This is a genomic window from Actinoplanes sp. NPDC026623 (assembly GCF_040638275.1).
GTDB lineage: Bacteria > Actinomycetota > Actinomycetes > Mycobacteriales > Micromonosporaceae > Actinoplanes.
On record NZ_JBEZXZ010000231.1, the window covers coordinates 1 to 13206 of the forward strand.

13 protein-coding genes and 1 pseudogene are annotated in these 13206 nt (G+C 72.6%); 9 read left to right on the plus strand and 5 right to left on the minus strand.

Going from position 1 to position 13206, the window contains the following annotated elements:
• On the plus strand, window positions 1-2387 hold a 2387-nt coding region (locus AB0F10_RS39240; RefSeq protein ID WP_360637592.1), incomplete at its 5' end, for a hypothetical protein.
• Window positions 2388-2472: 85 nt separating this feature from the next.
• Here AB0F10_RS39240 and AB0F10_RS39245 read toward each other — a convergent pair.
• Window positions 2473-3162 (minus strand): annotated as a pseudogene (locus tag AB0F10_RS39245) (glycosyltransferase family 2 protein); the annotation flags it as partial.
• A 119-nt stretch (window positions 3163-3281) separates the two neighbouring features.
• Between AB0F10_RS39245 and AB0F10_RS39250 the strand changes: the two are divergent.
• Complete coding sequence (locus AB0F10_RS39250; protein ID WP_360637595.1) at window positions 3282-3863, plus strand: hypothetical protein; 582 nt, start codon at window positions 3282-3284, stop codon at window positions 3861-3863.
• Window positions 3864-3936: 73 nt separating this feature from the next.
• Here AB0F10_RS39250 and AB0F10_RS39255 read toward each other — a convergent pair whose 3' ends face one another.
• From AB0F10_RS39255 to AB0F10_RS39270, 4 genes are all read right to left on the minus strand, one after another.
• Entirely contained in the window at window positions 3937-4626 is a 690-nt protein-coding gene (locus AB0F10_RS39255) for a response regulator transcription factor (protein WP_360637598.1), read from the minus strand.
• 114 nt (window positions 4627-4740) lie between these two features.
• The gene (locus AB0F10_RS39260) at window positions 4741-5493 is read right to left on the minus strand and encodes an EAL domain-containing protein (protein ID WP_360637601.1); all 753 of its coding nucleotides are present in this window, start codon (window positions 5491-5493) and stop codon (window positions 4741-4743) included.
• Window positions 5494-5626: 133 nt separating this feature from the next.
• Window positions 5627-6073, minus strand: coding sequence for a glycosyltransferase (locus tag AB0F10_RS39265; RefSeq protein WP_360637604.1), 447 nt, complete (start codon window positions 6071-6073; stop codon window positions 5627-5629).
• A 23-nt stretch (window positions 6074-6096) separates the two neighbouring features.
• On the minus strand, window positions 6097-6525 hold the full coding sequence (locus AB0F10_RS39270) for a hypothetical protein (protein ID WP_360637607.1): 429 nt from the start codon (window positions 6523-6525) through the stop codon (window positions 6097-6099).
• A 209-nt stretch (window positions 6526-6734) separates the two neighbouring features.
• Between AB0F10_RS39270 and AB0F10_RS39275 the strand changes: the two genes are divergently transcribed.
• The 7 genes from AB0F10_RS39275 to AB0F10_RS39305 all read left to right on the plus strand — a co-directional run.
• Window positions 6735-7748, plus strand: a complete 1014-nt coding sequence (locus tag AB0F10_RS39275; protein WP_360637610.1) for an aKG-HExxH-type peptide beta-hydroxylase — start codon at window positions 6735-6737, stop codon at window positions 7746-7748.
• 34 nt (window positions 7749-7782) lie between these two features.
• Window positions 7783-8829 (plus strand): radical SAM protein, encoded by a 1047-nt coding sequence (locus AB0F10_RS39280; protein ID WP_360637613.1) that lies wholly within the window; start codon window positions 7783-7785, stop codon window positions 8827-8829.
• Between the two features lie 16 nt (window positions 8830-8845).
• Window positions 8846-9115, plus strand: a complete 270-nt coding sequence (locus tag AB0F10_RS39285; protein ID WP_360637616.1) for a hypothetical protein — start codon at window positions 8846-8848, stop codon at window positions 9113-9115.
• A 34-nt stretch (window positions 9116-9149) separates the two neighbouring features.
• On the plus strand, window positions 9150-9335 hold the full coding sequence (locus AB0F10_RS39290) for a hypothetical protein (protein ID WP_360637619.1): 186 nt from the start codon (window positions 9150-9152) through the stop codon (window positions 9333-9335).
• A gap of 78 nt (window positions 9336-9413) precedes the next feature.
• Window positions 9414-11807 (plus strand): B12-binding domain-containing radical SAM protein, encoded by a 2394-nt coding sequence (locus tag AB0F10_RS39295; RefSeq protein ID WP_360637622.1) that lies wholly within the window; start codon window positions 9414-9416, stop codon window positions 11805-11807.
• Window positions 11804-12544 (plus strand): hypothetical protein, encoded by a 741-nt coding sequence (locus tag AB0F10_RS39300; RefSeq protein WP_360637625.1) that lies wholly within the window; start codon window positions 11804-11806, stop codon window positions 12542-12544. The genes AB0F10_RS39295 and AB0F10_RS39300 overlap by 4 nt, the downstream gene beginning before the upstream one ends.
• The coding region (locus tag AB0F10_RS39305) for a class I SAM-dependent methyltransferase (RefSeq protein WP_360637628.1) at window positions 12537-13206 on the plus strand (670 nt) is incomplete at its 3' end. The genes AB0F10_RS39300 and AB0F10_RS39305, both read left to right, overlap by 8 nt.

Genomic DNA, 13206 nt, shown 5'->3' on the forward strand with positions numbered 1-13206 from the left:
GGCCGAACCGGCGGCGGCCCGGCGCGGCGGCCGGAGCCGGAAGCGCGCGGCCCGACCGGCGGCAGGCCGGAGCCGGGGATGCGCGGCCGGATCGGCGGCAGGCCGGGGATGCGCGGCCGGATCGGCGACAGCCGAGGACGGGCGGTCCCGGGGGCGCGCTGCCGGACCGGCGGCGGCCCGGCGGCGGACGGCGCGCGGCCCGGCTGACCGTCGAGTCGGCGGTCGTCGGCCTCATCGCCGGGCTGATTGTGGTCGCGCCATGGACCCGCGACGGATACCTGCTGATGCTCGACTGGGTGTCCGGGCCGCACCGCGCGGTCGCGTCGGCCCTCTACGGACTGGACCCGGCCGCGCTGGACGCGCTGCCGTACCGGCTGGCCACCCAGTGGCTGCGGACCGTGGTCGGCGCGGGCGCGACGGGCTGGCTGCTCATCCTCTGCTACTTCCCGTTCGTCGCCTCCGGGGTGTCCGCGCTGGCCGCCGGCGGGCGGTGGCGGCGCCACTGCGCCGCCCTGTTCGCGTGCTGCAACCCGTTCGTCGTCGAGCGCGTCCAGGCGGGGCACGTCGCCTTCCTGCTCTCCGTCGGCCTGCTGAGCTGGCTGCTCGCCTCCGCGATCTGGGCGCGGCGGCGCCGCGTGTGGTTCGCCGCCCGGCCCGCGGTCTGGTACGCGATGGCCATGGTCGTCGGCCCGCACGCCGCCTGGCTGGGCGGGGCGTGCCTGGTCGCGGTGGCGCTGCTGCCGCGGCCGGGGCGCAAGGACCTGGTCCGCACGGCACTGATCATCGTCTGCGCCGGGTGCGTCTACGCGTACGGCGTCGCGGTGGTGCTGAGCTCGATCCTCACCGTCCGGGTCGGCGGCCAGGAGCTGGAGGTGTACGCCCCGCACGCCGGGCCCGGCGGGATGCTGGCGACGCTGCTGTCGCTGCGCGGGTTCTGGCGCGCCGGCGCCGACGGCGGCCCGCGGCTCGCGCTGGGGCTGATGGCCGGCGCGGTGACGGCGATCGCCGCGATCTGGGGCCTGGTCCGGCTGTGCCGCCGCGACTCGGTGGCCGGTGCGCCGCTGGCCGCGCTCGCCGTCTGCGGCGTGCTGCTCGGCGCGGGCATACACGGCCCGCTCGCCGCGGCGTACCGGGCGGCGTTCGATCACCTTCCGCTGTTCGCCGCGATGCGCGAGCAGCAGAAATGGCTCGCGCTGACCATGCTGGCCTACGCCGTCGGCGTCGGGGTGGCGGCGGAGTCGCTCGTCGCTGTCTGCCGGTCGGCCCGCCCGGCGGCGGCCCGCGCGACCGCGGGCGCCGCGCTGCTGGCGGTCGCGGGCGTGTTCGCCGTCGTCGCGCCGTCGCTCGCGTGGGGCCTCGGCGGCAGCGTCCGGGTGAGCCAGTACCCGGAGGCCTGGTACGCGGCCGACAAGATCATGGGCGCGGGCACCGGCGGCGTGCTCTTCCTGCCCTGGCACCTGTACCAGCCGTTCGGCTTCACCGACTCGCGGACCGTGGCGACGCCGGCCGGTGCCTTCTTCCGCCGGCCCGTGCTCAGCAGCGACGCCGTGGAGCTGGGGCCGGTGCGGACCAACTCGGACTCGCTGCGCACGGACTACGTGCAGCGGGTCGTCGCCGCGGGCGTACCCAGGGGGTTCGGCCACCTGATCGCACCGCTCGGGATCAGCTACGTCGTGCTGGCGCGGGACCGGGAGGCCGGGGCCTACGCCTGGCTGGAGACCCAGGACGACCTGCGGCGGGTGCTGCGCACCCCGCAGCTCGACGTCTACCGCGTCCTGGTGGCGGGCACCGGCCGGGTGGTCGCCGCCCGGGAGGGCGACTTCGACGAGGCGGTGACCCTGGCCACCCGCGGCCACCTGGGCAGCGAGGCGGTGCTGCCGGGCGGCCCGGACGCCGCGGTCCTGCCCTCGAACGCCTCGGGCGGAATCGAACGGAGCAGCGCCACGAGCTGGCGGGTGCGGCAGGGCCCGCCGGGCTGGGTGGTGATACCCGAGGAATGGTCGCGGGGCTGGTCGGCGGGGGACCTGCCGACCCGGCGAACGGTGGCCGGGACGGTCGCGGTCGATGCCGGGGCCGGGGCGGTGACGGTGCGCTACACGCCCTGGCGGTGGCTGCGGCTCGGGCTGATCGCGTCCCTGGCGGCGATCGGCCTGCTGCTGCTGGGCGGGCTCTTCGAACACCGGCGGGACCTGATGCGCTGGTGGTCGACGCCGCGGCTGGAGCGCCGCGGCCGGTCCGCGCCGGGGGAACCGGGGCTCAGGCAGCCTCGGCCGTCTGAGAGGTCCACGAGTTGGCGGCGGTGGTGGTGGTGGCGGGGGCGGCCGCGACCGGAGCGGCCCCGGCGACCGGACGGTACTGGCCGGTCAGGTGCAGGCGACCGAAGATGACGAACGTGTCGCGGATGGTGCGCAGGATGGCCTTGGAGGACACCGTCGAGCCGGCCACCCGCTCCTCGAGCCGCACCGGCGCGGGCACGAAGCCGCGGATGCCGGCCGCCTTGGCGGCGACGAAGAACTCGAGGTCGAAGGCGAAGCGGCGCTCGCGCAGCCGGGGCAGCAGGTCGGCCAGCACGTCGCGGCGCAGCACCTTGCAGCCGGTCTGGGTGTCGCGCATCCCCAGCAGGAACAGCAGCGTCACCAGCGTCGAGTAGAAGGTCGACACCAGCTTGCGGAACGGCGAGGAGGCGCTGGCGGAGGCGGCGTGCCGCTTGTCGGCGTAGACGCCGGCGTGGCCGCCGTCACGCGCCACGCGCAGGTACTCGGCCAGGTGGCGCGGGTCGATGTCGCCGTCGGCGTCGACGAAGCCGACCCAGGCGCCGCGGGCGGCGGCGAAGCCCAGGTGCAGCGCGCCGCCCTTGCCCTGGTTGACGCCGCTGTCGATGACCCGGACGCCGGGAATGCCGGCGAGGGTGCGCTCGGAGCCGTCGGTCGAGCCGTCCGAGACCGCGATGACCTCGAAGCCGACCTGCTCGGCGGTCAGGCACTCCACCAGCTTCAGGACGGTGGGGCGCAACGCGGCGCCCGGGTTGTAGAACGGCACCACGACGGTGAGCTCGACAGCCGGGTCGGCCGGGGCCCACAGCCGCGCGGCGTTGAAGAGCTGCGCCGGGCGAGCGGGGGTGGTAGCGGTCGAAGCGGGGGAGTGAAGCAGCGTCGCGGTCATGCCGTGTTGTTCGGCGCCCAACCTCAAGGCAGCCTCTAGCCAGCTTCAAGGCGACGGCAAGGATGCGACGGGTTCTCTGCGCAAACCGTTCTGCAACCGGGGCGTGTCACTATCTGCGCATGATCGGTCTCCGCACCCGCCGCCTCGGCCCGCTCCTGCTGGTCGCCTCGGCGCTCGGCACTCTCACCGCACCGGGCGCCGCGCTGGCCGACGGCCCCGGATACGGCGGCACCGCCGACTCCCTGACCGTGCAGTGGCAGCGGGCGGCCGCCGACGAGGGACTGGCCGTCTACGCGGTCGGCTTCAAGGGCGGATCGCCGGTGAACCTCCGGGTCGGCGCCGCCGCCGAGCAGACCGTCGTCGCGGACGCCGCCGGCGCGCTGCGCGTCCTGGTCGTCAGCGCCGCCACGCCCACGCCCGCGCCGACGCCCGACACCACGGTGCTGCCGGTCGCCGGCGGCGCGGCGGGCCACCTCTCCTCGGGCACGAGCGTGCTCGCGGTGGGTGCCACCCCGGCCGGAATGATCCGTACGCTGATCGGCTCGGTCCCGCCCGCGGAGGCCGGGTGGGGCATCCAGGACGTGGTGCCGTGGGGCGGCGCCGCCGCCGCGCTCGGCGCCGTGGTGTTCTGGACCCGCCGCCGCGGCCTCGACGGGATGCCCGCCTTCGTCCGGCGCCACCTGCGCCGGCTCGCCGCCTGAGCGCGGCAATCGCCCCGGGTACGAAAAGACCCACGCGCCGGCAAGGGCGCGTGGGTCTCTTTTCGTACGGGGATCAGGGCTCGAAGCGGTAGCCCACGCCACGCACCGTGCGGATGTGCCGGGGTGCGGAGGCGGACTCGCCCAGCTTCTTGCGCAGGTTGCCCACGTGCACGTCGATGATGTGATCGTCGCCGTACCAGTTGTCGCCCCACACGTCCTCGAGCAACTGCCCGCGGGTGAACGTGCGGCGCGGCGCGGACGAGAGCAGGTCCAGGAAGCCGAACTCGATCTTGGTCAGCTCCAGCACCCGGCCGTCGAGGGTCACCTCGCGGACGTCGGGGTCGATGCGCAGCAGGCCGTACTCGCGGATCGCCGTGCTCGCGGCCGCGCTCGAGCTGCGGGGCCGGCGGCGCATCGCCTGGATGCGGGCGGCGAGCTCGCGGGGCGAGAACGGCTTGGTGACGTAGTCGTCGGCGCCGACGGACAGGCCGACGATCTTGTCGACCTCGTCGCTGCGGCCGGTCACCATGACGATGTACGCGTCGGTGAACTGCCGGATCTGGCGGCACACCTCGATGCCGTCGACGTCGGGCAGGCCGAGGTCGAGGATGGCGATGTCCGGGCGTTCCTTCTGCGCCTGCTCCACCGCGCCCTTGCCGTCGGTCGCGACGACGACGTCGAAGCCCTCCTTCTCCAGGAGGTGCTGACAGAGCAGCATGAATTCGGGTGAGTCCTCGACGACGAGCGCGCGGGGCCTGGCCACCGGACCTCCAGTGTTGCTGACGGACGGACGGCGCCGCGCAGCGATGACGCGGCTTCGAGCCGTCCTATCGGTCGGCGCGGACAGAAACGAAGGCTTCGCCGCCCCGGAGCCCGGTCAGCCGGAAACGGCGGTGCGCGGGGCGACGATGTCGGCCCGGTCCGGCAGCGGCCCGGGCCGCGCCATGAAGTAGCCCTGCCCGAGCGTGACACCGAGCGACTGCAGCTTCTCGTGCTCGGCGACCGTCTCGATCCCCTCGGCGATCAGCATGGCGCCGATGTCCTTCGCGAAGCCGACCAGCGAGCGGGCCAGCGCCATGCGGACCGGGTCGGTGTCGACGCCGCGGGTGAGGGTGATGTCGAGTTTGATGATGTCCGGGCGCAGCTGCAGGATGTGGCTCAGGCTGGCGAACCCGGCCCCCGCGTCGTCGACGGCGATGAGGATGCCGGCCGAGCGCAGCTCCTCGGTGACCTTCACCAGCGACGGGTAGTCGTGCACCTGGGTGTGCTCGGTCAGCTCGACGGCGATGCCGCGCGACGAGTGCTCCAGCAGGGTGGTGTGCACCCGCGGGTCCAGCAGCGCCTCCACCGACAGGTTCGCGCTCAGCCAGGCCCCGGCCGGCATCTCGTCGAGGTACGCGAACGCCCGCTCGAGCGCCAGCAGCTCCAGGTCGACGCCGACCCCGGCCGCCAGGGCCGCGGCGAACGCGTCCGCCGGGCTCCCGAAGTGCGCCTTGTCGAACCGGGCCAGCGCCTCGTACGCCTTGACGACGCCGTCCTCGAGGCGCACCACCGGCTGGAACGTCGGTTGAATCGCCTGGGAGTGGATGACTTCCCGGAGGTTGCGCATGGCGGGCGCGGTGAGGGTCATGCTTCCCAGTTCGGCAGCGAACCTCAAGACCGGCTCAACCCGGCTTCAAGAGCACGGCAAGCCCGGACATGAACCGACCCCGGCACGCGGGGGGCGCGTACCGGGGTCGGCGGGGGGTGGTGCGGGCGTGGTTTCAGGCGGCGACCGCCGCGACGGCCGCGTTCTCGCGGGCGCGGTGCAGGCACTCGATGAGCTCGTGCGGGTCGATCTCGGTCTCCATGTCGGCGTCGACGTCGATGCAGCCGACCCACGCGCCGCCGGCCGCGGCGATGCCGGACTGCAGAGCGGCGCCCTTGTCCTGAAGCTCCGGGTCGGCGATGACCCGCAGCCAGGGCAGGCCCTCGAGGGTGCGCAGCGAGCCGTCACGCGAGCCGCCGGGCACGGCGATCATCTCGAACGAGATGTTCTGTGCGTACAGCGTCTCGGCGACCCGCTCGACCGCGCGGCGCAGCGTGGCGCCGGGGTTGTGGAAGGGGACGACGACGGAGAACTCGACGGCCGCCTCGCCCGCAGACGAAGCCTGCTGGGCGGGACCGGCGACGACGAAGGGGGGAACGGCGATGAGGCGGGCGACAGTCATGCCCCGTAGTTCGGCCCGCCACCTCAACGCCGTCTCAGGCCATTCTCAAGCCCGGCGCAAAGCTTCACCGGCCGCTCCCACGGGGTACTTCGCGCATCGGATGCGTGCCGGGCGTCAACACCACGACCGGCTCGGGCATGGCGGGCACCAGCCGGCCCGGACCACGACCTGCCGGCGCCCAATGGGCCGAACACTGCCGGGAAACGCCACTGCCCGAGCCGTTGCACCAGCTCCTCCACCAGCGCGGCCCGCCCGAAGAACAACTCCGCGTCCTCCGGATGGAACATCGCCAGCCCGGGGTACGGCGACGGCGTCGCGTGGCCGCGCTCTGGGCCACCAACACCCGGCACCTGCCGGGCGCGTAGGGATGGATCGGGTCGCGGCGGCCGCGCGGGCCGCCGCGATTCCATTGGCGTTCCAGCGGCAATAACACCGGGATTCCTGGACCGCATCTTGGCGCGAAGTGATATTCGTCACTTCCTTGAGGGGTTCCTTCACAGTGGAGGATCCGTCAACTATGGATGTGTCGATTCAGCAGATCTTGGCTGACGGTTTAATGCTGTAAGCGCGTAAATTCTCCATCAGCCGGCGTCGCGGTGAAGTCTTTCCTTTGACGCTCGGCGTTGATGCAGCGGGGTAACGCATGCTTAGTGACACGGTATTGTCTGGCAACTCCCGATTCGCCGAATCCGCACCGTTGCTGGCGCGGGTGGACGCCACCTATTCCCTGCTCGGTGAGGTGGCGATCGAGGCGGGCGATGCGACCCCGAACGCCCGGGTCGCGCTGAGCGGCCCTCCGCTGGCCGACGATCCGGTGCTGCGCCGGAGCCTGGATCTGCTGCTGGCGGCGAAGCGGCGCGGCGCCGGCGCCGACGCCACGCTGGCGGCGCTGGACGTCCCGGGCTTCGCGCCGCTGCCCGGTGCGAGGGACATCGCCGGGACCGATTGCCGGTTCGTGCGGCTGAGCACGCCCGCGCAGACCGCGCTGCACGTGTTGGCCGCGGTCGACGACGGCGACCCGTGGACCGCCGAACTGCACGCGCTCTTCCGCGAGGTGCTGGGCAATCCCGGACAGCGCTATGACCTCGCCGGTGCGGACGTGGCCGAGACCGCGGCCCTGCAGGGCGCCGTCGAACTGCTGGCCACGACGCTGCCACGGACCTCGCGGTCGGTGCTCGCGCATACCTCGCTCGTGGTGCTGGTCGACGGCCCAGACGCCTTCGAGAGCGCCACCGACCGCCGGATACCGCGCGCCGTCTTCCTGAGCCGGGACGCTGTCACCGACCCCGTACGGGCCGCCGAGGCGCTGTTGCACGAATCGGCGCACCAGAAGCTCTACGACCTGCAACTGATCTATCAGCTTTACCGCCCGGACTACGACGCGGGCGCGGCGAGCACCGTATCGCCGCCCTGGCACAACGGCAACGCGCAGTGGAGCTTCGACCGCGGGGTGGCCGCCTGCCACGTCTACACCCACCTGCATGCGTTCTTCGCCGCGCTGGTCCGCGCCCCGCAGGGCAGCGCGGTCGATGTCTCCGGCAGCGCTCGGCAGGCCGCCGACCGCGCCCGTTTTCTGCACGGTGCGCTGCTGCCGCAGGCGTCGCGTGAATGCAACGACAATGGCCGCGCATTTCTGCACTGGATAGGCGATTGCCTGAACTCCACGTCCCGTTGACGCCGGCCGCCACAGCCTCCCCGAAGGGTTCCAGATGGCTGATCTTGATTTCACCCCGCCCGCTGTCGCGCTGCCGCAGCTGACATTGCATCGCCCGGTCAAATCGTGGTTGCAACTCACCGGAAGTTGCAATCTGAAGTGCAAACAATGCTATGGAGATTGTTCCTCGGCGGCACCGGCCGACGAGATGAGCGCTGAGGAATTCAAGCGACTCGCCGACGAGATGACCGAGGCCGGGATCATCGAGCTGCTCGTCGAGGGCGGCGAGCCGCTGCACCGGCCGGACTACCTGGAAATCCTTCGGTACTGCGCGCGCACGATGCTCGTGCGGTTGCGCACCAACGCGACGCTGCTCGACGCTGAGCGCGCCGCGGCCCTGCGGGACGCGGGCGTAGCGGGACTGGTCGTCGACTTCATGGGGGCCACCGCGGAGACGCACGACTGGCATGCAGGCATTCCCGGCTCCCTCGAACGGACACTGCGCGGGCTGAGCATCGCCAAGGAGGCGGGGCTGGAGCCGGTGGCGACGTTGATCATGACCAGGCGCAACGTCGGCGAGCTGCAGGCGTACCTCGACATGGTCGCCGCCGCCGGGGTGCGACGGGTGGGCATTCTGCGCCTGTACCCGCTTGGGCGGGCGAAGCGTTACTGGGACGAGATGGCGCTGTCGCTGCCGGAGCAGATGGCGGCCCTGGACGCCCTCGTTGTGCCGGACGACGTCTACCTGATGCGCTCCTGGCATCCCAAGGACGGCAACTGCTGCTGGCAGGCCTCCGGGGTGGACTCCACCGGACGGTCGGTGGGCTGTTCCTACCTGCGGGACTTCGTCGACTTCGGCAACATCCGGGACACGCCGTTCCTGACCACCTGGCAGCACCCGCTCTTCCGGCGGCTACGGGCCCGCAACGTCGAGGACCACTGCACCGAATGCGAGTCGACCCAGGGTTCCAAGGGCGGCTGCCGGTCGACGGCGTACGCCTTCACCGGCGACTGGGATGCACCCGACCCCTTCTGCACGACCACGAATCGAGGTACCGATGTCCGGCTTCTCCCCACTCGACTTCTTCCAGAGAAGGGCTGACATCAGGGTCCGTGAGGTGCCGGAATGGGGTTGCCTGCTGGTCTACACACCGGCTCGGCCCAACGTGCACTACCTGGATGCGCGGTCCTGGCTGATCTACGAGCTGTGTGACGGCCGCGGATACGGCGAGCTCCTCGCCGAGTTCAGCGAGGCGGTTCCCGAGGGGACGACCCAGGAGCAGGTCGTTCACGCCGTCGACAAGGGCCTGACCGCTCTCGTCGACAACGGCATCGTCGAGCGGACCGACGCCGACGACCGGGCCGCGATCGAGGCGGGTGCGGGCTGAACGGTCGATGCCCGCATCGCGGAGGAGTACCGACGTGCGGGAGGGGGTGAACACGATGGACAAGAAGGAGCTGCGCGATCGGCTGAAGTTGAAGCTCGCCGAGTCGCCGCTGGACGAGCCGGCAGTCGAGACCGTCCAGCCGGAGATCCGTACCGCGTCGCAGTACGCGATGCTGCCGTCAATGCGGGCCGGTTTCCGGCTCGACGAACCGGAAGAGTGACATCTGCACAGGTACGCGCCCCGGGGCGCGTACCTGTGCCTCCCGATCCGTCGCCGCGCCGCCGCAGAAGGGTGCGCCATGTACACTCCGCTGACCCTGCTGGTTAACCCGCCGTTGTGGAACGCGTACGCGCCGCACCTGGCGGTCCCGCTGCTCGCCGGGACGCTGAACGAGCAGGGGCTGCGGGTGCGCTGCCACGACGCGAGCATCGAGTTGCTCGACTGGGTGCTCAGCGGCGAGGGCATGGCCCGGCTCGCCGGGCGGATCGGCGCCGGCACCGACGAGCGGCTGGTCGCCAAGGCCAGGCTGGTCCACCCGCACGTGATGGCGAATCTGGACGAGGCCAAGGCGGTGATCCGCGACGTGGCGGCACTGCAGGATCCGCAGCGGCAGGCGTGGGCCCGGCGGGTCGTACGCAACGCCATGTGGTGCGTCTCCGCCGCCTTCGAGGGTCTGAACTTCGACCTGGTCGCGAACGACCTCTACTACTCGGCCACCTCCACCGCAGCGGTGCTGGCCGCGATCGGCGACGAGCGCCGCAACCTGTACCGGTGGGGCGCCGACCGGCTGCTGCCCGCCGACGCGATGGCCGATCCGGACCTCGCGGTGGTGGGGGTGAGCGTGTCGGCCGACACCCAGCTCATCGCCGCCATGACGCTCGCGGACCGGGTGCGCCGGGAGAGACCCGACGTGAAGATCGTCTTCGGCGGCAACTACGTCACCCGGATGGTGGACCGGTGGACCGAGCCGCATCCGTTCTTCGACCACGTCGACGCGTTCGTGCTCTCCGAGGGCGAGGAGGCGTTACCGGAGCTGATCCGGCGCTTCGTCGCCGGCACCGACCCACATGGGATACCCGGCGTCGTGACCCGCGGACCGGACGGCTTGCGCAGCACGCCGGCACGCCCGGTACGCCTGGACCGGGCCGCCGGTCCGGACTTCGACCAGATGCCGCTCGGCCGGTACTTCGCCCCCGGACCGATCCTGCCGCTCTACGCGTCGCGCAGTTGCGCCTGGAACTGTGCGTTCTGCTCGATTCCGTTCGCCAGCAACTCATACCGGGCGCGACCCGCGGCACAGACGGTCGACCACATGGAAGCGATGATGCGTCGCTACCGGACGCGGTACTTCATGTTCGTGGACGAGATCATGACCCTGAGGTCGCTGCGTGAGGTCGCCCAGGAGATCGTGGACCGGGGGCTGGATCTCTACTGGTACGGGGAGACGCGGTTCGCCGGCGGCATCACCCGTGAGCTGGCCGAACTGCTCTACGCCTCGGGCTGCCGGCGGCTCAACTTCGGGCTGGAGTCACGCAGTCAGCGGGTGCTGAACCTGATGGAGAAGGGCACCCGGGTGGAGCACGCCGACCGGAACCTGATCGAGATGATCAAGGCGGGCATCTCGCCGCATCTGTTCATCATCCACGGTTTCCCGGGCGAGACCGCCGAGGAGGCGCAGGAGACCATCGCGTACGCCAAGCGGATCGTGGACGAGGCTGCCCGGGAGCACCAGAACCCCTACACGACCTGGGGCGGCTCGCCGTTCATCCTCGACATCCACTCCCCGGTCGGGCAGCACCCGGAGCGGTTCGGTGTCGAGCTGATCGAGCCGGACCCCGAGCACGACCTCGCCCTGGCGCGGGACTACACGGTGCGGTCCGGCCTCAGCCGGGCAGAGGCCGAGGCGGTGGCACGGAGCGGCTCGGGCCGGACCACCATCCGGCGCAACGTGTGGTTCCGCACCAGCACGGAGTCGGTGCTGGCGGAGGTGGAGGAGTTCACGTTCCTGCGGGCGGCGACCCGCGCGCCGAACGCGGAACCGCGGCGTGGGGCGCTCAGCCGGATCTCGTACCCGCCGGACGCGGTGCTGCGACTCGCCGCCACGCCGCTGGTGCTCGGCTGGTCAGCGGACGCCGACGGCCGGCTCGGAGCGCTCGCCCTCTACCAGGGTGACACCGACCGCTTCATCCAGCTCACCTGGCCGCACGGCCGGGCGCCGGATGTGCTGTCGTGTGCGACCGCGGCCGAGCTGACCGCCTTCTTCGACGAGCACGACGTCGAATGGGCCGGGCAGCGGGGTGCGGGCGTGGTGAGCCTGCTCCTCCGGCACGGTTTCCTGGACGGCCCGGGCGTCGCCCGCGAGCCGATCGCCACTTCGGCCGGCTGGCGTTTCGCGGCGGAGCCCGGGATGTTGCTCGCCGGGGACGGCTCCCGCGTGGTTCTGCACAGCCCGATCACCGGCAACACGGCTCGCCTCAACGCGCTGGGTCACCTCGTGTGGCTGTCCTGCGCCGAGGGCGAGTCGACGGCGGCGGGGATCAGCGCGGAGCTGCCGGACCCCTACCGCACGGGCGAGCAGGTGGCGATCGCCCTGCGGGACCTGGGCGAGCTGGGCATGGTGTATCCGGTCGCCCCGGCGCCGGGCGCGGCGACCGCGCCGGTTCCCGCGCTGACCCGGCACGGGGACCGGTGATCACCGCGCCGCGCCGCGACCTGGTCTCCCGGGCCGGATACGCGGTAGGCAGCGGCGGGACTCCCGCGCAGCGCTGGGCGGTCGCGTGGTTGCCGGCCGACCCGGGCGAGCGGGTCCTGCGGGTCGGCGCGTTCGAGGCGGCTCTCCGGCCACCTCGGAGCCTCGGTACCCGCGGCGGGCTGCTGCGCTGGGCGCCGGGCGTCCGGCGGGAACGCGGCCTGTCGTTCTGGGATCCGTCCGCCGTGCGACCGGTCGTCGGTGTCCACACCGGTCCGCCCGATCGCCTCATCGAGTTTCCCGCGGACGCGGCGGCGCTGGTCGCCGCGCTGGACGCCGGTCTGCCCTTCACCGAGGCGCGGTCGGCGGCCGCGGAACTGTTCGGCGACGACGGCCTGCCGGTACTCGCCACCCTCGTGGCACACGGCATGCTGTCCGGCGCGGCACAGGGCGACCCGGGCGCCTGGACCGCCGCGTCGCTGTCGTGCAACCCGTTCGTCGACGCCGGACACGACGCCGACGGCTGGTACGTGTACTGCCCCATCACCCACGTCACGGTGCGGACCCCGCCCGTCGCCGGGGACCTCCTCTCGCTCTGCCGCGGCGCGGGTGCCCCGTACGCCGACCTGACCGAACTGGCGCCGCCGCGGCGGCGGGCCGATCTCGCCGTGGTGCTGCGCCGGCTCGCCGAGCGGGCCGTGCTGTTGCCGATCGACCCGGGGGAAAATCACGGTGGGTGACGATTTCGACGAGGTGGCCGAGACGCTTCGGGAGCCGGGCATGGGCACCGAGCACGTAGCCGGGCTGCTGACCAGCCTGGTGCTGCTGACCCGACCGCGGCTGGTGGTCGAGGTGGGCGCCGGATACACGACGCCACACCTGCTGCGGGCCCTGGCGCAGTCCGCCACGGAGCGGCGCCGGGACGCGGAACTGGTGCGGGCGGTCGGCGCCCTCGACGCGGCCGCCGCCGCCCGCCGCGATCTGCTGGTGCCGCATCGGGTATGCGATCCGGACGACCCCGTCCTGGTCACCATCGACGACCTGTCGGACGACGGGTCCTCTGCCCGGCGGGTGGCGGCGGCCGCGGCCGGCTTGGACCTCTCCCCGTTCCTGCGCATCCTGACCCGCGACTTCCGCGGCGCGGCCGCCGGGATCCACGCCGAATTCGGCCCGCCCGACCTGGTCTGGTTCGACGCCGGCGGCGCCGTCGACGCCGCCGACCTGCTCGCCGAGTACTGGCCGGTGATGCGCCCAGGCGGCCTGGTGGTGTTGCACGGCACGCAGTGGACGATCCCGGTGACGGTCGCCGGCCCGGACGGGCCGGTCGGCGCGGGGGGCCCCCGGGCCGGGGGGGGGGGCAGACACGTGAGGCGGCAGCAGTGCGATTGCGGGGTGGGCGGCG

Bases quoted from the DNA above. Each gene is read 5' to 3' on its own strand.
- AB0F10_RS39250 (WP_360637595.1), top strand. From the start codon at position 3,282: ATGATCGGTCTCCGCACCCGCCGCCTCGGCCCGCTCCTGCTGGTCGCC.
- AB0F10_RS39260 (WP_360637601.1), bottom strand. From the start codon at position 5,493: ATGACCCTCACCGCGCCCGCCATGCGCAACCTCCGGGAAGTCATCCAC.
- AB0F10_RS39265 (WP_360637604.1), bottom strand. From the start codon at position 6,073: ATGACTGTCGCCCGCCTCATCGCCGTTCCCCCCTTCGTCGTCGCCGGT.
- AB0F10_RS39270 (WP_360637607.1), bottom strand. From the start codon at position 6,525: ATGCGGTCCAGGAATCCCGGTGTTATTGCCGCTGGAACGCCAATGGAA.
- AB0F10_RS39280 (WP_360637613.1), top strand. From the start codon at position 7,783: ATGGCTGATCTTGATTTCACCCCGCCCGCTGTCGCGCTGCCGCAGCTG.
- AB0F10_RS39295 (WP_360637622.1), top strand. From the start codon at position 9,414: ATGTACACTCCGCTGACCCTGCTGGTTAACCCGCCGTTGTGGAACGCG.